This window comes from Aeromonas sp. R5-3 (assembly GCF_040908225.1).
Lineage (GTDB): Bacteria > Pseudomonadota > Gammaproteobacteria > Enterobacterales > Aeromonadaceae > Aeromonas > Aeromonas dhakensis.
In genome coordinates, this window is record NZ_JBFODH010000002.1 from 70799 (window position 1) to 92019 (window position 21221).

Here is a 21221-nt window from a genome sequence, read left to right on the forward strand (position 1 = left end):
TCCCGTTTTTTATCTGTTGTACCGGTGCAGACAGGTCGAACGGAACTGCGCGCTACCCTTCATCCTCCAGCAGATAGGCAAGCCCTTCCTGACGGGCAACCTGCCAGCGGCCCAGCACCAGCGGCGCCGCAAAACCCGGGCCGTCGGTCACCATGGTGTGGTACTCCCCCTGCTCGCCGCAGGCATCGAAGCCCCGGGTGGCCGCCAGCTGCTGCAACTCGGCGAGGGTGGCGGCATCGAGGGTGCGTCCCACCCACTCGGGGGGCAGGAAGCGGGTATCGACGCAGGAGAGGTGGGCGACGATGCCGCGAGCCAGCAGATCCGCCAGCAGCGCCTCGCGGGGTTGCTGCCAGAGCGGGGTGTGGACGGTGAGGCCAAGCGGGCGGCAACGCTCGCGGATCCAGTTCGGCGCGCCGGCCACGCTGTCGATATCGCCGGTGACGACCCCATCCAGTTGCCACTCCTCCTTGAGCTTGGTCAGCGCCCGCTCATAACCGAGATCGAACGGCGCCTCTATGGTGACCAGCAGGTGGGGCAGCCCGAGGGCCGCCGCCTGTCGACGCACTTGCGACAGGGGATGGGCCAGAAAGCGGGGCGAGGGAGGTGCAAAGGTCGCCAGTGCCACCACCTGATGACCCGCTTCACGGGCATGGCAGAGGGCCTGCATGGCATCCTTGCCGCCGCTCCAGAGCACGATGACGCGAGACATGGGGGAGATTCCGCAAAGAAAAAGAGGGGTCATGCTACCCAGAGTGCGGGCGGTTGGCAAAGCAGGAAGGTGAGCGAAAAGCACAGGCCCCCGAGCGGGGGCCTGTGGAACGGATTGCGCGGTGCGACTCCGTCAGAGCAGTATGCTGGTCAGGATAAAGCCCAGCGAGCAGGAGGTCACCACCCCGATCAGCCCCGGAATGATGAAGCTGTGGTTGATGATGAACTTGCCGATGCGGGTGGTGCCGGAGCGGTCGAAACCGATACAGGCCAGATCGCTCGGGTAGGTCGGCAGCACGAAGTAGCCGTAGCTCGCCGGCAGGAAGGCGATCAGCAGCTTGGGTTCGACCCCCAGCGCCAGCCCCATGGGGGCGATGGCGGTCAGCGCCGCGGCCTGGCTGTTTACCAGCTTGGAGATGAGGAACAGCACCAGGGCGTAGGTCCAGGGCTGGGCCTGTACCACGTGGGCCAGGGTCTCTTTGAGCAGCGGCATGTGTGCCTGGAAGAAGGTTTCGCTCATCCAGGCGACCCCGAACACGGAGAAGATGGCGACCATGCCCGCCTTGAAGACGGCGCCGTTGGCGATCTCGCCCGGCTTGACCTTGCAGCGCATCAGTATGATGGCGCCGGCGATCAGCATCATCATCTGGATCACCAGGTTCATGGAGAGCGGGCCGGTTTTGTCCTTGATGGTGAAGACCGGACGCAGACCTTCGTTGGCCCCCAGCAGTACCACGGCAGCGATGGCGGCGAAGAAGATCCAGGTAGACCAGTAGGCCTCTTTCGGGAACTTGGTGTTGAGCAGGGTTTCACCGCCGCCATAGATAAAGGCGCGCTGCTCCGGATCCTGGATCTTGGCCTGGAACTCCTCGTCCTTGTCCAGGTCCTTGCCGCGGCGCAGGCTCCAGAGGGCCGCGACGATGACGCCGGTCAGGGAGGAGGGGATGGCGATCATCAGGATGTCGAGCAGACCGTAGGCCTGACCGATGCCGTGACCGGCCGCCAGGATGGAGACCATGGAGACCACGGCCACCGAGACCGGCGAGGCGCAGATGGCCATCTGGGAGGCGACGGAGGCCACCGCCATCGGGCGCTCGGGACGGATGTTCTTCTGCAGCGCGATGTCGGCGATGATGGGGAACATGGTGTAGACCACGTGGCCGGTACCGCACAGGAAGGTGAGGGTCCAGGTGGTGAGCGGGGCCAGTATGGTGATGTATTGGGGGTGACGGCGCAGCAGACGCTCGGCCACCTGCATCATCAGGTTGAGACCGCCGGCGGTCTGCAGGGTGGCGGCACAACCGATCACCGCCAGTATGGTCAGCATCACCTGCACCGGCGGTTCGCCCGGCACCAGACCGAACACGAAGGTCAGCAGGAACAGACCGATGCCGCTGATGAGACCCAGCCCCATGCCGCCAAACCGGGTACCCAGCAGCAAGCAGCCGAGTACCACCAAAAATTCCATCAAGATCATTCCATTACCTCGCGTTATTTAATCCATGTAAGTGCTGTGTTGGGCGCATGGACCGGGATTGTCTGTTTTTTATTTAGCCCTAAAGGGTTAGTGGTTATTCTGCCTGCCACAAGGGGGCAAAAAATTGAGGTACTTCAATAACTCATCGCTTTTTGATTTAACGCCATAAAAACCACGTATTAACCCTTTTGTTATTTTAGGGGTAACAGGCGGCATCGTATGGAGCTTGAAGGCGGGCAGGGTAGCAGGATAAAAAGGCGAGGGGAGCGGTTTGTTGCAAAAAAAGTGATTAATTGTGGCCAAGACAAGCCGGTGGCAGGGGAGCGGGCAACAAAAAGCCGACCCTGAGGTCGGCTTTGTCGGCAAAGTCCCGTAATCAGAACTCGGCGGTGCGTGGGGTACGCGGGAAAGGGATCACGTCGCGCACGTTGCCCATGCCGGTCACGTAGACCACCAGACGCTCGAAGCCCAGACCGAAACCGGAGTGCGGCACAGTGCCGTAGCGGCGCAGGTCGCGGTACCACCAGTAGTCTTCCTTGTTCAGGCCCATCTCGGCCAGACGGGCATCCAGCACCTCGAGACGCTCTTCACGCTGGGAGCCGCCGATGATCTCGCCGATGCCCGGGGCCAGTACGTCCATGGCGGCAACGGTCTTGCCGTCGTCGTTGAGGCGCATGTAGAAGGCCTTGATGTCTTTCGGGTAGTTCTTCACTACTACCGGTGACTTGAAGTGTTCTTCGGCCAGGTAGCGCTCGTGCTCGGAAGAGAGATCGATACCCCAGGAGACCGGGAACTCGAAGCTCTTGCCACAGTTCTTCAGCACTTCGATGGCGTCTGTGTAGTCAATCTGGGCGAAGTCGGAGGCGACGAAACGCTCCAGACGGCCGATGGCGTCCTTGTCCACGTGCTGGGCGAAGAACTCCAGATCGTCGCGGCGCTCGCTCAGCACGGCGTTGAAGACGTACTTCAGCATGGCTTCGGCCAGCGCGGCGTTGTCTTCCAGATCGGCGAAGGCCACTTCCGGCTCCACCATCCAGAACTCGGCCAGGTGGCGGCTGGTGTTGGAGTTTTCGGCGCGGAAGGTCGGCCCGAAGGTGTAGACCTTGGACAGGGCGCAGGCATAGGTCTCGACGTTCAGCTGGCCGGATACGGTCAGGAAGGTCTCCTTGCCGAAGAAGTCCTTGTCATAGTCCACTTTGCCTTGCGGGGTGCGCGGCAGGTTTTCCAGATCCAGGGTGGAGACGCGGAACATCTCGCCGGCGCCTTCGGTGTCGGAGGCGGTGATGAGCGGGGCCGCGATCCAGAGGTAGCCCTGTTCGTGGAAGAAGCGATGAATGGCCTGGGAGAGGCAGTTGCGCACCCGGGTCACGGCGCCGACGATGTTGGTGCGGGCACGCAGGTGGCCCTGCTCGCGCAGATACTCGATGCTGTGGCGCTTGGCGGACATGGGGTAGGTGTCCGGATCTTCGACCCAGCCTACCACCTTGACCTCGGTGGCCTGCAGTTCGAACGCCTGGCCGCTGCCCTGGGACTCGACCACGGTGCCGGTCACTTCGACGGAGCAAGCTGTGGTCAGACGCTGCACTTCATTCTCGTAATTGGCCAGGGTATTGGGGACGACGGCCTGTACCGGATGGAAACAGGAGCCATCGGAAACGGCCAAAAATGAGATCCCCGCCTTGGAATCGCGGCGGGTCCGGATCCACCCTTTCACTGTCAGGGTGGTGCCGACCGAATACTTACCGGCCAGCACATCTACTACGGATGCGTGCGTCATCGAAATATTGTCTCCAGCTTGTTCTTGCAGCGCTATTTGCAACACTAGGGGTCTGGCCCGGGCACAGATGGCCCACCATGGCAGACTAAGCCGTTCATCTTACCCGCGCAGGTTTGATAAACAAGCAAAAATGTCGGACTCTGGGGGGGATTTCGGCGCCAATCACTTCATTGGCGGGCCTGCGAAACGGGGGATGGACGTGAAAGAGCGGCGACGGGGGCCGGACGGGCTGACACGGGTGTTGCGGGGGCTGGTGATCCTCTGCTGGGGCGGCTTTATCGTGCTGCTCTCCCTCTACCACTTCGCCCGGCCAGAGGTGGCCTACGGTTTCCTGGTCTATGGCGGGATCAAGGTGCGCCAGAGCTGGGATCCCCAGCTCACCCCCTGGCTGCTGCACGGGCTCTGGGGATGCTGCCTGCTGACCCTGGCGGTGCTGCTGGCAGAGCGTTGGCGCTGCCGGCGGCGGGAGGACACGGGGCGGGTGCACCTGGCTATCTTGCTGCTGATCCTCGTCGCCAGCCTGCTGTTCTACTACCTGGGCTAGTCTGCCGGCCCGGAGCGGTCGCGGCTGGAAGGCGCTTGCCCCGCCCGCGGCTGCTCGCCAGCGGAGCGCTTGCCGAGCTGGCGCTCCACGCTGTCGAGCATCTGGTTGTAGGCGAGCGCCACCCGGCCAATCTCGTCCCCTTCATCCCCTTCCAGCCGGTGGCCGAAGTCGTGCAGATCGGTGGCCTCCTCCATGGAGCGGGTCAGCTGGTTGAGAGGGCGGACGATCCAGGTACGGATGACCCAGAGGGTGAGCAGCAGCCCCAGCCCGAAGATGACGGTGAGGCTGAGGGCCGAGGTGAGAATGTTCTGCTCGACCCGGGTAAACAGGGTGTCGAGGGAGTAATCAAAGCGCACCGCTCCCAGCACGGTATTCTCCGGCACCTGGTGGCAGCTGGTGCAGTCGGTGCCGCGAAAATCCTTCTTGGCCAGCAGCGGGCGGGTCACCACCAGCTTGCTGTGCATGCCGTCGTGTACCACCTCCAGGCTCCCTTTACCCGCCAGTGCCAGCTCGTCGAACCTGTCCTTGGACTGCTCGTGCTCGCGGACGGCCCCGTACTGCTTGCTCACCGCCTCGCTGCGCACGATGCGGGCATCCTCCACGTGGGCGTGCTCGAGGAACTTGTCGCGCAGGGTATCGCGGGCCTCCATCTTGCCGGTCAGCATCAGCATGTTGAGGCCATCGAAATAGGCTTCGGTCTGCTCGCGGCTCTGCTCCTTGATGAGGGTCAGGATGAGGTCGCGCTCGCGCACCGCCTGATAGGCCGCGGAAAATACCAGCACCATGGAGAAGATGAACAGCAGAAAGAAGTTGATTTTGGCAGCAATGGAGAGGCGCATGGGAACGGTACATCTGTTGGGTAAAACCCGCGCAGTCTACGCGTCTTGGCTGCCCGGGTCTGGTGTCTTGCTCACATTCTGATGAAAAAGATTCAAAAGACCCTGCCTGAGCGGCAGGGTCTACCTGTCAGGCTCAGAACTCGCCGCTGTGGAGGGCGGCGGCGATGGCGCCGGTCAGCACGGTCAACTGTGCCGGGCTGATGACGAAGGGGGGCATCAGGTAGATGAGCTTGCCAAACGGGCGGATCCAGGCGCCCAGCTCCACGAACTTGCGCTGGATGCGCGCCACGTCCACCCGCTCCTTCATCTCCACTACCCCGATGGCGCCGAGCACCCGCACGTCGGCCACCGCCGGATGCAGGGTCAGCTCCACCAGCTCGGTGCGCAGTTGATGCTCGATGGCGCGCACCCGCTCAGCCCAAGGCGAGGCCAGCAGCAGCTCGATGGAGGTGTTGGCCACGGCGCAGGCCAGCGGGTTGCCCATAAAGGTCGGCCCATGCATGAAGACGCCAGCCTTCCCATCACACACGGTGCGAGCCACATGTTCGGTAGTGAGCGTGGCCGACAGCGTCAGATAGCCGCCGGTGAGCGCCTTGCCCAGACACATGATGTCGGGGCTGATGCCGGCCCAGTCGCAGGCAAACAGCTGGCCGGTGCGGCCAAAGCCGGTGGCTATCTCGTCGGCAATCAAGAGCACGCCGAACTCGTCGCACAGGGCGCGCACCCACTGCAGGTAGCGGGGGTGGTAGAAGCGCATGCCGCCCGCCCCCTGCACTATGGGTTCGAGCACGATGGCGGCGATCTCCTCGTGATGGTCCGCCATCAGGGTCGCCAGCTCCACCACGCACTGCTCGTCCCACTCGGCGTGGAAACGGCAGCTGGGGGCTTCGACAAAGTGGTGCTCGGGCAGGAAGCCCTGGTAGAGCTCGTGCATGCCGCCATCCGGGTCGCACACGCTCATGGCGCCGAAGGTGTCGCCGTGATAGCCGCCGCGCAGGGCAACGAACTTGGCGCGAGGCGTCCCCTTGGCGTGCCAGTACTGCTGGGCCATCTTGAGCGCCACCTCCACCGCCACCGAGCCGGAATCCGCCAGAAACACCCGATCCAGCCCAGCTGGCGTGATCTCCACCAGCTTGCGGCAGAGCTCCACCGCCGGGGCATGGGTCAGGCCGCCAAACATCACGTGGGACATCTTGCCGAGCTGGGCGGTGGCGGCCGCATCGAGCTCGGGCACCTGATAGCCGTGCACGCAGGCCCACCAGGAGCTCATGCCATCCACCAGCTCGCGGCCGTCGCTGAGGGTGAGGGTCACCCCCTTGGCGCTGGCCACTTCATAGCAGGGCAGGGGGTGGGTGAGAGAGGTATAGGGGTGCCACACATGGTGCAAATCGAATTCTTGGTTGGTCATTTGTTGTTCTGTTGTCAACTGGCTTGATCTGGTCGGTGTTGACAGTCTACGCGCGCTCTCTACACTAGCCAACAATTTCAGCCACTTGGCCCTGCGCGCATCCCTGTTCGCCCGGGCCAGGTGGCGGGTTTTGCGCTTCTCTCTTGCAAGGACCTTTTGCAAAGAGGTCTTGCAAGCAAGGCGGCGCAGGATCCCACTTATAACAATTGGAAGCCATGTATGAATGCTGTCACCGCGGGCGCTCACGCCCTTCGTCACGACTGGACCCTCGCCGAGGTTCAGGCCCTGTTTGCCCTGCCGTTCAACGACCTGCTGTTCCGGGCCCAGACCGTGCACCGCGCCCATTTCGATCCGAACGAAGTACAGGTGAGCACCTTGCTCTCCATCAAGACCGGTGCCTGCCCGGAGGATTGCAAGTACTGCCCCCAGAGCGCCCGTTATCACACCGGCCTTGAGGCCGAGCGGCTGATGGAGGTGGAGAAAGTGCTGGAGCGGGCCCGCGAAGCCAAGGCCAACGGCTCGTCTCGCTTCTGCATGGGGGCCGCCTGGCGCAACCCCAAAGAGAAGGACATGCCCTATATCCTGCGGATGATCGAGGAGGTGCGCGGACTCGGCATGGAGACCTGCATGACGCTGGGTATGCTCACCGCCGATCAGGCGGCGCGCCTCGGCGCCGCCGGCCTTGACTACTACAACCACAACCTCGACACCTCGCCGGAGTTCTACGGCGACATCATCACCACCCGCACCTATCAGGACCGGCTCGATACTCTGGAGCACGTGCGCGGCGCCGGCATGAAGGTCTGCTCCGGCGGCATCGTCGGCATGGGCGAGCAGGCAAAAGATCGGGCGGGCCTCTTGATGGCGCTGGCCAATCTGCCGCGCCACCCGGAGAGCGTGCCCATCAACATGCTGGTCAAGGTGAAGGGGACGCCGCTGGAGAACCTGGAGAACCTGGATCCGTTCGAATTTATCCGCACCATCGCCGTGGCACGCATCATGATGCCGGCCTCCCACGTGCGCCTCTCCGCCGGGCGGGAGAAGATGAACGAGCAGATGCAGGCCATGTGCTTTATGGCGGGGGCCAACTCCATCTTCTACGGCTGCAAGCTGCTGACCACCCCCAACCCGGACGAGAACAGCGACATGCAGCTGTTCAAGCGCCTCGGTATTCGCCCCGCCCAGCGGGCCCAGAAGCCGGATCAGGTTCAAGAAGAGGAGCTGCTGGCCGAGGTGAGTCGCCAGAGCGAACCCGCCGAGATGTTTTATGACGCCACTCGCCCCCGTGCTGGAGCCGCGCGGTCATGAAGGGCCCCGCAGTCACGGGCCCCTTTGAGTTGAGCGCAGCGCTGGCCGAACGCGAACAGGCCGGCCTGCTGCGCAGTCGCGTTGCCACCGACGGCGCGAGTGGCGGGCGCCTCAAGGTTGGGGGGCGAGAATACCTTAACTTTTCCGCCAACGACTATCTGGGGCTGGCGGATCACCCCGCCATCAAGGTCGCCTTCCAGGAGGGCATCGAGCGTTATGGTGCGGGGGCCGGAGCCTCGCCGCTGGTGACCGGCTACAGCCGGGCCCACCAGCAGCTGGAAGAGACGCTGGCCGAGTGGCTCGGACTGGAGGCGGTGCTGTTGTTCAACTGCGGCTTTTCCGCCAATCAGGCGGTGCTCAAGGCCCTGCTCGGCAAGGAGCATCTGCTGTGGCAGGACAGGCTCAACCACGCCTCCCTGCAGGAGATGGGCAGTCAGCTGCCCTGCAAGATGAAGCGCTTCGGTCACAACGATATGGCGGTCCTTGAGCGGCAGCTTGAGCCAAGTCGAGGCTTGATCGTCTCGGAGGGTGTGTTCAGCATGGACGGGGATCAGGGCCCCTGGCGCGAGCTTAGCCAACTGGCCGCCCAGAGCGGCAACTGGCTGATGATCGACGATGCCCACGGCCTCGGTGTGCTGGGGCCGCAAGGGCGCGGCACCCTGGCGGCACAGGGGGTGAACCCGGCCGGCGTGCACATCCAGATGGGCACCTTTGGCAAGGCGCTCGGGGTGGCAGGCGCCTTTGTGGGCGGCAGTCGCGAGCTGGTGGCGTATCTGGTCAACTTCGCCCGCCACTACGTCTACAGCACCCATATGCCGGCGGCCCAGGCCTGCGCCGTGCACCAGAGCATCGAACTGGTGCGTGCCGCCGACGAGGCCCGTGCCCATCTTGATGAACTCATCACCCGTTTCCGACAAGGGGCGCAGGCGCTGGGCTGGCGGCTGGGTGACAGCAATACCCCCATCCAGCCGCTGCTGGTGGGGGAGAGCGGGGCCGCCTTGCAACTGGCCGAGCGGCTGCGGGAGCGCGGCGTCTGGGTGAGTGCCATCCGCCCGCCCACGGTGCCGGTAGGCACGGCGCGCCTTCGCATCACCCTGAGCGCCGCTCACCGCGTACAGGACGTGGATCGCCTGCTCGATGCCCTCGGTCCCTGCCAAGCCACTGACGAGAGAGGGGGCGCCTATGCTCCATGAGCGTTTTCAGGCGGTGGACAAGGCCCAGCTTGCCCGCCGTTTTGGCGCCGCCGCCCGTCACTACGATGCCCACGCCCGCTTCCAGCAGGAGGTGGGGCAGGCGCTGCTGGTGCGGATGAGCGCGGCGGGTATGCATGAGGGGCTGGAAGGTCGCGGGCTCGATCTGGGCTGCGGTACCGGCTTCTTTCTGCCGACTCTGGCCGGGCGCTGCAGCGAGCTGACCGGGCTGGATCTCGCCCCCGGCATGCTGGCGCAGGCGGCCCTTCGCGGCAGCGGCGCCCGCCTGCTGTGCGGCGATGCCGAGCAGCTCCCCTTTGCCGACGAGACGTTTGACTGGGTCTTCTCCAGCCTGGCCTTGCAGTGGTGCGAGCGGCCGGCCCAGGCCTTTGCCGAGCTGTACCGGGTGCTCAAACCCGGCGGCCGGCTGCTGTTCTCGACCCTGCTGGCCGAGTCGCTCTGGCAATTGCGTGAGGCCTGGCGCACGGTTGACGAGAGTGATCATGTCAATCGCTTCCTCAGCCTGCCACAATTGCAGCATGCCATCGCCGCCGGCGGTTTTGTCGCCCCCGCGCTGGAGAGCCTGACCTGGTCGCTCGGCTACCCCGAACTCAACGGCTTGCTGCGCGATCTCAAGGGGATCGGCGCCAGCCAGGTCAATGACGAGCGTCATACCGGCCTTGGCAGCCGTCAGCGCTTGCTGCGTCTGAGCCAGGCCTATGAGGCTCATCGTCAGCCGGACGGTCTGCTGGCCGCCAGTTATCAGGTTTGCCTCGGCCAGCTGATCCGCCGTTAACCGGCGGTCTTGGCCGAGAGAATTGAGCTGCGGGTGCCCCGCCGTATCGAGCCCGGGCACCTGCGCCGTATTGAGGAGTCAACATGGTCAAATCCTTCTTCGTCACCGGCACCGATACCGATGTGGGCAAGACGCTGGTCGCCCGCACCCTGCTGCTGGAGTTCGCCGCGCACGGCATCCGCTGTGCCGGTTACAAGCCCGTCTCCGCCGGCTGTGCCCGCACCCCGGAGGGACTGCGCAATCTGGATGCGGTGCTGCTGCAGGAGGCGGCGAGCCTGCCGCTGCCCTACGATCTGGTCAATCCCTACGCCTACGAGCCACCCATTGCGCCCCATATCGCCGCCAGCGAAGCGCGCGACGCCATCACCCTGAAGGGGCTGTCTGACGGGCTGCGCCAGATTGAGCAGGCGGGGGCCGAACTGGTGGTGGTGGAGGGGGCGGGGGGCTGGTTCCTGCCACTCGATCGCAAGCACCTGCTGTCGGACTGGGTCAAGCAGGAGAACATGCCGGTCATCATGGTGGTGGGGGCCAAACTGGGCTGTCTCAACCATGCCCTGCTCACCTTCGCCGCCATTCGCAACAACAACCTGCCGGTGGCGGGTTGGGTCATCAACCGGCTGCACGGCTCCATGAGCCACTATCAGGAGAATCTGGACACCCTGCGGGGCTTGCTGCCGGCCCCGTTTTTAGGTGAAATACCCTTTGTAAACAATCCGCTCGAGGCTGATCTGCGCGGGCGACTCGACATTTCGCCCCTGCTCTGAATCCGACATTCAGCGAACATTCATAGAAACTGTCTATTATGCGTGACAGGTGTGGCCCGGCCGGCAGCGAACTGGTGACGGGCCACGCATCCATATCTCACAAGGAGTCAATATGAAGCGAATTATGCTATTCCTGGTGACCAACCTGGCCGTCATGCTGGTGCTGGGGGTGGTACTCAATATCCTGTTCTCGGTTCTGGGGATCAACAAGTCCAGCATTTCCGGTCTGTTGGTGTTCTGCGCCGTGTTCGGTTTTGGGGGTTCCTTTATCTCCTTGCTGATGTCCAAGTGGATGGCCAAGCGCAGCTATGGCGTCCAGGTCATCGAGCAACCCCGCAACGAGACCGAGCACTGGCTGGTCAGTACCGTGGCCCGTCAGGCCCGTGAAGCGGGCATCAAGATGCCGGAAGTGGGGATCTACGACTCCCCCGAGATGAACGCCTTCGCCACCGGCGCCCGCCGTGACGACTCGCTGGTCGCTGTGTCTTCCGGTCTGCTCTACAGCATGAGCCGTGACGAGGCGGAAGCCGTGCTGGCCCACGAGGTGAGCCACGTGGCCAACGGCGACATGGTGACCCTGACCCTGATCCAGGGGGTGGTGAACACCTTCGTGATGTTCTTCGCCCGCATCGTGGCTGGCGTCATCAGCAACTTCTTCAGCTCCAACAACGAGGAAGAGAGCAGCAGCACCGGCGGTTTTGCCTACATGATCACCGTGTTCGTGCTGGAGATGGTGTTCGGCGTGCTGGCCTCCATCATCGTCATGTGGTTCAGCCGTCAGCGTGAATTCCGCGCCGACGCCGGCGCCGCCAAGCTGGCCGGTCGCGACAAGATGATCGCCGCCCTCGAGCGCCTCTCCCGCGGTGCCGAGCCGCAGCTGGAAGGCTCCATGATGGCGTTCGGCATCAACGGCAAGCGCTCCATGAGCGAGCTGTTCATGAGCCACCCGCCCATCGAGCAGCGCATCGCCGCCCTGCGCGGTTAAGCGAAAGTGCCAATGAAAACGGCTGCCCTCGGGCAGCCGTTTTGCTTTGTGCGCTTTGCGCTACAGCTTGAAGTGGGCCATCTCCTGGCGCAGCAGCCGTGACAGCTGCTTGAGCTTGGCCGCCTCCTGCGAGACGTGGCGGGCGGCATCCCCCGACTGCTCGGAGAGGGAGGTGATGTTGCCGACGGTGGAGACCACCTCGTTGGCGGCAGTGGACTGCTCGCGCAGGGTGTGGCTGATCTCCCCCATCAGGCCGGTCAGGTTGGAGGCGTGATCCTGGATGCTGGCGATGGCCGCGCCGGTCTGGCTGGCCAGGCTTACCCCGCGGGAGACGTTGTTGACCGTGTTCTCCATGCTGCGGATGGAGGCGTCCGCCCCGCTCTGAATTTTACCGATCATGCCGGTGATCTGCTGGGTGGAGGCGGCCGAGCGGCTGGCGAGGTTGCGCACCTCGTCGGCCACCACTGCAAAGCCGCGTCCCTGCTCGCCGGCCCGGGCCGCCTCGATGGCGGCGTTGAGGGCCAGCAGGTTGGTCTGATCGGCGATGCCGCGGATCACCTCGATGATCTCCGAGATCTGCTGGGTGTGGCTGTTGAGATCCGCGATGCTGCTGGCGGCGTTGGAGACGGTATCCGAGATGCTCTGGATGCTGTCGAGGGTCTGCTTGATGACCCCGGAGCCCTCTTCCAGGGTGTTGGCGGAGATGTTGCTGAGTTCGTCGGCGTGGGTGGCGTTGTCAGAGAGGTGGCTGATGCTCACCACCAGCTCCTCGATGGCGGCCGCCATGGTCTGGGTGCTGGTCTGCTGGGAGGTGGCGAACTGGGCGGTCTGCTCCGCTATCTGGGCGATGCTGTCGGCCGAGCCTGAGAGCTCTTCGCTGGAGTGGGAGACCTGGGCGATGATCCCCTTGAGGGTGCTTTGCATGGTGGCGAGCAGGCCGATCAGGCTCTCCTTGGCACCGGCCGGCACCTTGATGGGCTGGGAGAAGTCACCCTCGGCCAGGTGGTTGAGATCGCTTCTGAGCTGATCGACCGAGGTGCCGACCAGGTCGATCAGCGCCTTGTAGGTGCGCCAGAGGAAGAACATCAACACCAGGCCGAGCGCGATGAACAGGTAGCGCAGCATGGCGGACTGGCTGGTGGCGTCATCCACCGCCTGCTGGGTGCGGGTCTCCATCATGACGTAGAAGTCGTCGATGGGGGACATGATGCGCCCCTTGTTCTGGTGATAGGCCTTGTCATGCATCATGGCGATGGCCTTCTGCTGGTTGGCGGCCAGATCGCCATCGGTCTGCTGCACCAGCTTGAAGGCGGCCACCTCGGTGTTGACCAGGGCATCCGAGTTGTTCTTGGCCTCGTTGAGCTTGGCCAGCTCGCCCTCGGTAAAGCCGGCATCCTTCATCAGATCGATGAGGCCGCGGCGCACCTGGCTGTCGGGCCGTGGGTTCTGGCCGTTGGCGGCGACGAAGTCCCAGTAGATGCGGTTGTAGCCCTGCGGCCGGTTCTGCTCCCCGTTGCGAATGGCCAGGATCCGCATGTATTGCTGCTCGTAGGCGGGATCCTTGGTGATCACATAGGTGCGGCCGAGGCGGGTCAGATCGTCGGAGGATTGCCGCAGTTCATCGGCCAGCAGATAGGATTGGTAGCGTTGCTGATAGCTCTGTTCCATCTGTTTTCCCGACCAGCTGTAGGCAAAAAACACCAGCGACAGCAGGATCAGGGTGATGACTGAGAGCAGCAGATTGAGCTGAAAGGCGGGTCTGTTCTGTTCCATGGTTTGAGCGTCCTTATTCTCACCGATAACCCCCTTTGTCACGCGGCGAAGGCCGGTACTTCTGTGGGGTTTTATTGTTGTTGCAGTGAGTATAGGAGCGCTCTTCGCCAAGGCTGCGGCGGGTCGGCGAAAAGGTGCGAGAAAGGAGGCGCGAAGGCAAAGGAGGGGAAAAGCGCGGCCGGGAGCATGCTCCCGGCCGGCGGTATTATTGTGCCTCGATCACCTTATTTGATGACGATGTCGGTGAGGGGGACGGCGCAGCAGGTGAGGATCTTGCCCGCGGCCCGCTCGGCGGCGGTGATGGCCGGGGCATCCGGGTGAGCCACTTCACCCGAGACCAGGGTCTGCTTGCAACTGCCGCAGATGCCGGCGCGGCAGCTCCAGGGCAGCTCCACCCCCTGCTTGTGGGCCTGATCCAGCACGGTGCCCTGATTGTTGCCGGTAAACGCCTGCTCGCCGATGCGCAGCTGCACCGCCTGATGGGGGCGGGAGAGGGAGAGGATAGCGCCGCCAAAGCTCTCCTGGCGGATCCGCCCGGCCGGCACGCCAAGGGCGGCCAGTCTGGTGGCCGCATCGGCCATAAAGCCGTGGGGGCCGCAGATAAACACTTCCCGCTCGGCGAGCTTCTTGACAAGCGCGAGATGCTCATCGCCGAGGCGCCCCCTGAGCCCCTGCCATTGCTCGCCGGGCTGGCTCAGGATCAGGGTGAGGGTCATCCCCTGCTGCGCCAGGGCGTGCAGCTCGCCGGCGGCGGGAATGTCAGCCTCGCTGCGGCACAGGTGCATGAAGTGCACGCTGCCGAGCTCACCGCGCAAGCCTAAGGTGCGGGCAATGGAGAGCATGGGAGTGACCCCCGAGCCCGCCGAGAGCAGCAAGAGATTGCGATCCCGGCCCAGATGAAATTCGCCGGCGGGGTTGGCGGCCAGTAGACGGTCACCCGGTTGCAACTGCTGGTGCAGCCAGTGGGAGATGCGGCCGCCCCCCACCTTCTTGACGCTGATGCTGTAACGCTCCGGCTGCTCCGGGGTGGAGCTCAGGGTATAGCGGCGCTGCAGGCGCTCGCGCCGCAGACCCAGGCCAATGTCCAGGCTGATGGGCAGGTGCTGGCCCGGCAGGTAGTCGGGCAGGGGCTCGCCATCGGCCGCCTCGAACCAGAAGGTCTCCAGATCCCGCGCCAGCGGCTCGCGGGCCACGCACACCAGCTCCCGTTTTTTCGGGGCCGCGTTGGGGTAGACAGGGGCACGGGCGCGCTCCAGCACCTCGATCTCGCTGCCCGCCTCAATCCACCCCTCGTTGAGGGCCACCAGGTTCTGACCGAAGTAGACCTCGCCATCCTCGCCGCGCCGGTAGCGGGTGAGGGTGGCCAGCGGCTCTTTCAGGGCATTGAAGCGATCCGTGCCCGGCTCCACCGTGGTCATGATGCAGCGGCTGCAGGGCTTGGCCACCAAGAACTCCACCTCGCCGATGCGGATCCGCTTCCAGCCGTCCTCTTCGAAGGGGAGGGTGCCGCTCGCTACCAGGTTGGTGCGAAACTGGCTCATCTGGTGCAGCGCGTCGGATCTGAGGTTGAGATCTTCCAAAGAGGCCTGGCTTATCAGCAGCAGGGGGTAACCGTCGGCAAAGCTGACCCGGGTGCCGGTCTTCTCCCGAAAGCGGGCAGACTCTTCGCCAAGCCAGAGCAGCTGCACCGGCTCCCCCGCCACCTTGCTCAGCCACGCATCGGCCTGGGCGTGGGTGTGCAGGGCGTTGAAGCTGTCTTTCCAGACGCCGGTGGCGCGGGACGCGCGGCTGAACTCGGTCTCTTGCAGGGTGAGCGGCTCGAAGCCCGGATAGCGCAGCTGCAGGCCGCCCTCGATGGGGGTGGCCACCACCTGCTGCAGCTGGGGATGGGTGCGGGCGGTGATGAAGCTGCCGTCCGGTTTGACCACCATGTAGCGGCGATCCCCCTGCAGCCCCTCTTCGGTGACCAGGGCGCGGGTCAGTGGCATGCCTGCCGTCGACTTGATGGGGTAGAGATGAATGCTGGCGAGTGTGGGCATGGCCGGGTCCTTGTGCGGTGGCGGTTCCAGTGCAGGAGAGAAGCGGGCGAGCCCCGTTCCGTGCAGCAATGGTTGCAGGGATGGCGTTCACTCGGGGTCGCCGACGGTGCGGTGTCGCTTGCGAGGCGTGAGCCCGAGCGGAGTTCCTGCAGACGGGCAAGATGTTACACGGGTCACGTTGTGCACTCCATACCTCATAAAGTGCAACATTTTTTGATCCTGATCCGTCATTCAGTACAAAAATCAGTCCATTATCGAGTCAGCTTCCAGTTTCTGACGCTTTCGCTTCTTCCCTCTCCGGCCACCGTCCGCTTCGGTTAAACGGTATCAAGTGCATTCGGATGGGGCCTGTCACCCAAAAAGAAGAAAGCAATGTATGAGCAAACAACTGGATATGACCCCACCGCCGGATCTCTCCCAGAAGACGGGAACAGGTCCGGTCCGTACTCGGCTACCCGTTTGGCGGCCGGCCCTGCCACCCTGCAATCATGCCTGCCCGGCTGGCGAGAACATCCAGGCCTGGCTTGCCCTGGCTGAAGCGGGCCGCTTCGAGGCGGCCTGGCAGACTCTCATCGAAGAAAATTCCCTGCCTGCGGTCCACGGGCGGGTCTGCTATCACCCCTGCGAAAGCGCCTGCAACCGGGCCCAGGTGGATGATGCCGTCTCCATTCATGCCATCGAACGCTTTCTCGGCGACGAGGCGCTGGCCCGGGGCTGGCAGCCTGCAGCCCCCGCGCCCGCCAGCGGCAAGAAGGTACTCATCATAGGCGCCGGCCCCTCCGGCCTCTCCTGCGCCTGGCACCTCAACCGACTCGGCCATCAGGTGGAGATCCGCGAGGCGGGCCCGCTCGCCGGCGGCATGCTGCGCTTTGGCATTCCCGCTTACCGCCTGCCCCGCGAGGTGCTGGATCGGGAGGTGGCCCGCATCGTCGCCGCTGGCGTCACCCTCACCCTCAACCACAAGGTGGAGGATGTGCTGCGCGAGCGCGACCAGGGGGGCTTTGACGCCGTCTTCATGGCCATCGGCGCCCACCTGGCCAAGCGGGTCGACATTCCGGCCCGGGAGGCGGGTAAGATCCTTGATGCGGTGAGCTTCCTCGAACAGGCCAGCCTGGCCGAGGAGCAGGGCTTGCCGCCACCCAAACTGGGACGGCGGGTGGCCATCTACGGCGGCGGCAACACCGCCATGGACGCGGCCCGCACCGCCCGTCGTCTCGGGGTGGAGGAGGCGATGATCATCTACCGCCGCGACCGGGATCATATGCCGGCCCACGCCTTCGAAGCCGACGAGGCCGAGGAGGAGGGGATCAAGATCAACTGGTTGCGCACCATCCGCCAGCTCGACAACACCAATATCGAAGTGGAGGTGATGACCCTCGACGAGCATGGCAAGCCGGTGCCCACCGGCCAGTTTGAAACCCTCGAAGCGGACTCCCTCATTCTGGCGCTGGGTCAGGAGGTGGACCTGAGCGTGCTGGAGAGCATCCCCGGCGTGCGGGTCAACCAGGAAGGGGTGGTGCAGGTTGGCGAAAACCTGATGACGGATGTACCGGGTCTGTTTGCCGGCGGTGACATGGTGCCTTCCGAGCGCACCGTCACCATCGCCACCGGTCACGGCAAGAAGGCGGCGCGCCACATGGATGCCTGGCTGCGCGGTCGCCTCTACCACAAGCCGCTCTCCTATTTGCAGGCAGGGAAGCCGCTGGTTGGGCCCGAGCAGCTGCAGCTCTGGTTCCAGACCCACGCCCCCGCCAGCAGCCAGCCGGTCAAACCGCCCTCGGCGCGGGACGACTTTGGCGAGATCATCGGCGGACTGGACGAGACGGCGGCCCGCTATGAGGCGGCTCGCTGCTACTCCTGCGGCAACTGCTTCGAGTGCGACGGCTGCTATGGCAGTTGCCCCGAGCAGGCCATTGCCAAGCTGGGGCCGGGTCTGGGGTATCAGGTGGATGCCGAGCGCTGTACCGGCTGCGGTGCCTGCCACGACCAGTGTCCCTGCCACGCCATCGAGCTGCGCCAACCACAGGAGTCCCTATGAAACACGAACTGATCATGGTTGACGGCAACGAAGCCGCGGCCCGGGTGGCGTATCAGCTGAGCGAAGTGTGCGCCATCTATCCCATCACCCCGAGCTCGACCATGGCCGAGCTGGCCGATGCCTGGGCCGCCGAGGGGCAGACCAACCTGTGGGGCAACATCCCTACCGTGGTGGAGATGCAGAGCGAAGGGGGGGCGGCCGGTACCGTGCACGGCGCCCTGCAGGCGGGGGCGCTGGCCACCACCTTCACTGCCAGTCAGGGGCTGATGCTGATGCTGCCCAACATGTACAAGATCGCAGGCGAGCTGACTTCGGCGGTGTTCCATGTGGCGGCCCGTTCGCTGGCGGCGCAGGGGCTGTCGATTTTTGGCGACCATCAGGACGTGATGGCGGCGCGCAGCACCGGCTTTGCCATGCTCGCCTCCGGCTCGGTGCAGGAGGCGCAGGACCTGGCCTTGGTCGCCCACAGCGTCACCCTGCAGTGCCGGGTGCCCTTTATCCACTTCTTTGACGGCTTTCGCACCTCCCACGAGGTGAACAAGATCACTGCGCTGCACAAAGATGAAATTCGGGCCCTTATCGACAACGACTGGGTGCGCGCCCACCGCGCGCGGGCCCTCAACCCGGATCATCCGGTGATGCGCGGCACCGCCCAGAACCCGGATACCTATTTCCAGTCCCGCGAGAGCGTCAACCCTTTCTACGAGGCGGTGCCGGCGCGGGTGCAGCAGTGCATGGATAGCCTCGGCGAGCTGACCGGCCGCCACTACCGGCTGGTAGAGTATCACGGCGCCCCGGATGCCACCGAGGTCATCGTGTTGATGGGCTCGGGGGCTGCCACCGCCCGCACTACCGTGGACTGGCTCAACCGGCAGGATCGCAAGACCGGGGTACTGGTCATTCGCCTCTATCGCCCCTTCCCGGTACAGGCGCTGCTCGATGCGCTGCCCGCGAGCGTGCGTCGCATCGCTGTGCTGGATCGCACCAAGGAGCCGGGGGCGGGCGGTGAGCCGCTGCTGCTGGATGTGCAGAGCGCCCTCATCGATGGCTTGCAGCGCGGTCTTATCAAGCGGCTGCCGTGGCTGAGCGGCGGTCGCTATGGCCTCTCTTCCAAGGAGTTCACCCCCGCCATGTGCGCGGCGGTGTTCGAGGAGCTGGCATCTGATTCGCCGCGCCCCCGCTTTACCGTGGGGATTGTCGATGACGTGTCGGGCCTCAGTCTGGCCTGGCACCCCATCGGTGATCTGGAGCCTGCCAGCCGGGTGCGGGCGCTCTTCTTCGGCCTCGGCGCCGATGGCACAGTGGGCGCCAACAAGAACAGCATCAAGATCATCGGCGAGCTGGAGGGCTTCCACGCCCAGGGCTACTTCGTCTACGACTCCAAGAAGTCGGGCTCGCGCACCGTCTCCCACCTGCGCTTTGGCCCCGAGCCCATCGACGCCCCCTGGCTTATCGAGCAGGCGAGCTTTATCGGCTGTCACCAGTGGGGCTTTGTCGAGTCGGTGGACTTGCTGGAGTTTGCCGCCGAGGGGGCGACCCTGCTGCTCAATGCTCCCCATGAGCCCGACCGGGTCTGGGCCGAGCTGCCCGAGCGGCTGCGCGCCCGCATCCGGGCCCTCAATATCCGGCTCTACTGCATCGACGGCGATCGGGTGGCCGAGCAAAACGGCATGGGCAATCGCATCAACACCATCATGCAGACCTGCTTCTTCGCCCTGGCCGGCATCTTGCCGCGGGACGAGGCGATCGCCCTTATCAAGAAGAGCATCGAAAAGAGCTATGCCCGCAAGGGGCCCGAGGTAGTCGAGCGCAACTTCGCGGCGGTGGACGACACCCTGGCCCACCTCTACCAGGTGGCCATTCCAGCCGGTGAGGAGGTGGCGAGCGACTACCCCTTGCCGCTGGCGCCGGGGGGCAGCGAGTTTGTCCAGCGCGTCACCGGCGAGATGCTGGCGGGGCGCGGCGATTTGATCCCTGTCTCCATGCTGCCGGTGGATGGCACTTACCCCACCGCGACCAGCCGCTTCGAGAAGCGGGATATCGCCCGCGAGATCCCTATCTGGCACTCCGATATCTGCATCCAGTGCGGCAACTGCGTCTTCGTCTGCCCCCACGCGGCGCTGCGGGCCAAGTTCTACCATCAGGACTGGCTGGCGAGCGCTCCCGAGGCCGCCCAGTCGGTGCCCGTCACCGCCAGGGGCTTCCCCGACAGCCGCTACACCTTGCAGCTCTATCCGGAGGATTGCACCGGTTGTGGCCAGTGTGTGCAGGCTTGTCCGGTGCGGGCCGGAGAAGATGAGAGTCATGAGGGCGAGCGTGCCATCGCCATGATGGACAAGGCGCCGCATCTGGCTGGCCAGAAACAGGCACTGCGCTGGTTCGAGAGCCTGCCGTGGCCGGCCCGCGAGCGGGTGGATTTCTCCACGGTGCGCGGTGCCCAGTTCCTCGAGCCCCTGTTCGAGTTCTCCGGTGCCTGCGCCGGTTGTGGCGAGACCCCCTATCTCAAGCTGCTGACCCAGCTGTTTGGCGATCGCATGCTGGTGGCCAACGCCACCGGTTGCTCCTCCATCTATGGCGGCAACCTGCCGACCACGCCGTGGGCCAAGAATGGCGAAGGGAAGGGGCCGGCCTGGTCCAACTCATTGTTTGAGGACAACGCCGAGTTCGGCTTTGGCTTTCGCCTCACCGCCGATCAGCATCATGGTCAGGCGGTGGCGGCCTTGCAGGCGATGAAGGAAGAGCTGGGCGCAGAGCTGGTCGAGTCACTGATTAGCGCACCGCAGCGGCTGGAGTCGGAGATCCGCGCCCAGCGCACCCGTGTTGCGCAAGTGCGCGAGCGGCTGGAAGAGGTGAAATCCGGCAAAGCCCGCGAGTTGCTCTCGCTTATCGATCAGCTAGTGCGTCGCTCGGTCTGGATCATCGGTGGCGATGGCTGGGCCTATGACATCGGTTCGGCGGGGCTCGATCACGTGCTCGCCTCCGGGCGGGATGTGAACGTGCTGGTGATGGATACCGAGGTCTACTCCAACACCGGCGGCCAGATGTCGAAATCGACCCCGCTCGGTGCCGTCGCCAAGTTCGCGGCGGGGGGCAAGACGCTGGCTAAGAAGGATGTGGCGTTGCAGGCCATCTCCTACGGCAACGTCTATGTTGCTCGCATCGCCTTCGGGGCCAACCCGCAGCAGGCGCTGCAGGCCTTGCGTGAGGCGGAGGCCTATCCGGGCCCGTCGCTCATCATCGCCTACAGCCACTGCATTGCCCATGGCATCGATATGGAGTTTGGCCTGACCCAGCAAAAACGCGCCGTGGCCTCCGGCCACTGGCCGCTGATGCGCTACAACCCGGTATTGCGCAGTGCCGGGCAGAACCCCTTCAGCCTCGACAGCCTGCGCCCCTCCATTCCGCTTGCCGAATATCGGCAGGAGGAGACTCGTTATCGGGTGCTGGCCCAGAGCCATCCGGAAGAAGCGCAGCGGCTGATGCTGGTGGCGCAACAGGTGGCGTGGCAGAAGTGGGCCACCTACGAGGAGATGGCCACCCGCGAGGCCAGCCAGTTCCATCCGCCGGTGTGATGA

The 21221-nt window shown here is 64.5% G+C and carries 15 protein-coding genes; 8 read left to right on the forward strand and 7 right to left on the reverse strand.

What is annotated here, in order from left to right:
- Nucleotides 1-52 precede the first annotated feature (52 nt).
- The 3 genes from AB5Y95_RS00350 to asnS form a co-directional block, all read right to left on the reverse strand.
- Entirely contained in the window at nucleotides 53-709 is a 657-nt protein-coding gene (locus tag AB5Y95_RS00350; RefSeq protein ID WP_362818901.1) for a hypothetical protein, read from the reverse strand.
- A gap of 132 nt (nucleotides 710-841) precedes the next feature.
- Nucleotides 842-2185 carry an anaerobic C4-dicarboxylate transporter gene (locus AB5Y95_RS00355; protein WP_005299013.1) on the reverse strand — a complete coding sequence of 448 codons (1344 nt, stop codon included), beginning with the start codon at nucleotides 2183-2185 and terminating at the stop codon, nucleotides 842-844.
- A 376-nt stretch (nucleotides 2186-2561) separates the two neighbouring features.
- Nucleotides 2562-3962: an asparagine--tRNA ligase gene (gene asnS, locus AB5Y95_RS00360; RefSeq protein ID WP_005299016.1), complete on the reverse strand. Its 1401-nt coding sequence runs from the start codon at nucleotides 3960-3962 to the stop codon at nucleotides 2562-2564.
- A 193-nt stretch (nucleotides 3963-4155) separates the two neighbouring features.
- Here asnS and AB5Y95_RS00365 point away from each other — a divergent pair, with 193 nt between their 5' ends.
- The gene (locus AB5Y95_RS00365; protein WP_010634517.1) at nucleotides 4156-4506 is read left to right on the forward strand and encodes a hypothetical protein; all 351 of its coding nucleotides are present in this window, start codon (nucleotides 4156-4158) and stop codon (nucleotides 4504-4506) included.
- Here the strand turns inward: AB5Y95_RS00365 and AB5Y95_RS00370 are convergent.
- The gene (locus AB5Y95_RS00370; protein ID WP_368159289.1) at nucleotides 4503-5345 is read right to left on the reverse strand and encodes a HAMP domain-containing protein; all 843 of its coding nucleotides are present in this window, start codon (nucleotides 5343-5345) and stop codon (nucleotides 4503-4505) included. The genes AB5Y95_RS00365 and AB5Y95_RS00370 overlap by 4 nt on opposite strands.
- A 133-nt stretch (nucleotides 5346-5478) precedes the next feature.
- Entirely contained in the window at nucleotides 5479-6753 is a 1275-nt protein-coding gene (bioA, locus tag AB5Y95_RS00375) for an adenosylmethionine--8-amino-7-oxononanoate transaminase (RefSeq protein ID WP_368159291.1), read from the reverse strand.
- A 219-nt stretch (nucleotides 6754-6972) separates the two neighbouring features.
- Here bioA and bioB point away from each other — a divergent pair, with 219 nt between their 5' ends.
- The 5 genes from bioB to htpX all read left to right on the forward strand — a co-directional run bounded on the left by bioB (nucleotide 6973) and on the right by htpX (nucleotide 11796).
- Complete coding sequence (gene bioB / locus AB5Y95_RS00380; RefSeq protein WP_368159292.1) at nucleotides 6973-8061, forward strand: biotin synthase BioB; 1089 nt, start codon at nucleotides 6973-6975, stop codon at nucleotides 8059-8061.
- Nucleotides 8058-9254 (forward strand): 8-amino-7-oxononanoate synthase, encoded by a 1197-nt coding sequence (gene bioF, locus AB5Y95_RS00385; protein ID WP_368159294.1) that lies wholly within the window; start codon nucleotides 8058-8060, stop codon nucleotides 9252-9254. Before bioB ends, bioF begins: the two co-directional genes overlap by 4 nt.
- Nucleotides 9244-10047 carry a malonyl-ACP O-methyltransferase BioC gene (gene bioC / locus AB5Y95_RS00390; protein ID WP_368159296.1) on the forward strand — a complete coding sequence of 268 codons (804 nt, stop codon included), beginning with the start codon at nucleotides 9244-9246 and terminating at the stop codon, nucleotides 10045-10047. The genes bioF and bioC overlap by 11 nt, the downstream gene beginning before the upstream one ends.
- Before the next feature lie 83 nt (nucleotides 10048-10130).
- Entirely contained in the window at nucleotides 10131-10811 is a 681-nt protein-coding gene (bioD, locus tag AB5Y95_RS00395; protein WP_005299037.1) for a dethiobiotin synthase, read from the forward strand.
- 112 nt (nucleotides 10812-10923) lie between these two features.
- Nucleotides 10924-11796 (forward strand): protease HtpX, encoded by an 873-nt coding sequence (htpX, locus tag AB5Y95_RS00400; protein WP_010634511.1) that lies wholly within the window; start codon nucleotides 10924-10926, stop codon nucleotides 11794-11796.
- 60 nt (nucleotides 11797-11856) lie between these two features.
- On the opposite strand, the gene AB5Y95_RS00405 is transcribed toward htpX, so the two are convergent.
- Together AB5Y95_RS00405 and AB5Y95_RS00410 are read right to left on the reverse strand one after the other, a co-directional pair.
- On the reverse strand, nucleotides 11857-13569 hold the full coding sequence (locus tag AB5Y95_RS00405) for a methyl-accepting chemotaxis protein (protein WP_368159298.1): 1713 nt from the start codon (nucleotides 13567-13569) through the stop codon (nucleotides 11857-11859).
- Between the two features lie 224 nt (nucleotides 13570-13793).
- Nucleotides 13794-15608, reverse strand: coding sequence for an MOSC N-terminal beta barrel domain-containing protein (locus tag AB5Y95_RS00410; RefSeq protein ID WP_368159299.1), 1815 nt, complete (start codon nucleotides 15606-15608; stop codon nucleotides 13794-13796).
- Between the two features lie 376 nt (nucleotides 15609-15984).
- Between AB5Y95_RS00410 and AB5Y95_RS00415 the strand changes: the two genes are divergently transcribed.
- Both AB5Y95_RS00415 and nifJ read left to right on the forward strand, forming a co-directional pair.
- Nucleotides 15985-17646, forward strand: coding sequence for an NAD(P)-binding protein (locus AB5Y95_RS00415; RefSeq protein ID WP_368159300.1), 1662 nt, complete (start codon nucleotides 15985-15987; stop codon nucleotides 17644-17646).
- Nucleotides 17643-21218, forward strand: a complete 3576-nt coding sequence (gene nifJ / locus AB5Y95_RS00420; RefSeq protein WP_368159302.1) for a pyruvate:ferredoxin (flavodoxin) oxidoreductase — start codon at nucleotides 17643-17645, stop codon at nucleotides 21216-21218. Before AB5Y95_RS00415 ends, nifJ begins: the two co-directional genes overlap by 4 nt.
- Nucleotides 21219-21221 lie beyond the last annotated feature (3 nt).

Coding starts and splice junctions, on each gene's coding strand:
- AB5Y95_RS00355 (WP_005299013.1), bottom strand. CDS start 2,185: ATGATCTTGATGGAATTTTTGGTGGTACTCGGCTGCTTGCTGCTGGGT.
- bioC (WP_368159296.1), top strand. CDS start 9,244: ATGCTCCATGAGCGTTTTCAGGCGGTGGACAAGGCCCAGCTTGCCCGC.
- AB5Y95_RS00370 (WP_368159289.1), bottom strand. CDS start 5,345: ATGCGCCTCTCCATTGCTGCCAAAATCAACTTCTTTCTGCTGTTCATC.
- AB5Y95_RS00410 (WP_368159299.1), bottom strand. CDS start 15,608: ATGCCCACACTCGCCAGCATTCATCTCTACCCCATCAAGTCGACGGCA.
- bioA (WP_368159291.1), bottom strand. CDS start 6,753: ATGACCAACCAAGAATTCGATTTGCACCATGTGTGGCACCCCTATACC.
- bioD (WP_005299037.1), top strand. CDS start 10,131: ATGGTCAAATCCTTCTTCGTCACCGGCACCGATACCGATGTGGGCAAG.
- htpX (WP_010634511.1), top strand. CDS start 10,924: ATGAAGCGAATTATGCTATTCCTGGTGACCAACCTGGCCGTCATGCTG.
- AB5Y95_RS00405 (WP_368159298.1), bottom strand. CDS start 13,569: ATGGAACAGAACAGACCCGCCTTTCAGCTCAATCTGCTGCTCTCAGTC.
- bioF (WP_368159294.1), top strand. CDS start 8,058: ATGAAGGGCCCCGCAGTCACGGGCCCCTTTGAGTTGAGCGCAGCGCTG.
- nifJ (WP_368159302.1), top strand. CDS start 17,643: ATGAAACACGAACTGATCATGGTTGACGGCAACGAAGCCGCGGCCCGG.
- asnS (WP_005299016.1), bottom strand. CDS start 3,962: ATGACGCACGCATCCGTAGTAGATGTGCTGGCCGGTAAGTATTCGGTC.
- bioB (WP_368159292.1), top strand. CDS start 6,973: ATGAATGCTGTCACCGCGGGCGCTCACGCCCTTCGTCACGACTGGACC.
- AB5Y95_RS00350 (WP_362818901.1), bottom strand. CDS start 709: ATGTCTCGCGTCATCGTGCTCTGGAGCGGCGGCAAGGATGCCATGCAG.
- AB5Y95_RS00415 (WP_368159300.1), top strand. CDS start 15,985: ATGAGCAAACAACTGGATATGACCCCACCGCCGGATCTCTCCCAGAAG.
- AB5Y95_RS00365 (WP_010634517.1), top strand. CDS start 4,156: ATGGACGTGAAAGAGCGGCGACGGGGGCCGGACGGGCTGACACGGGTG.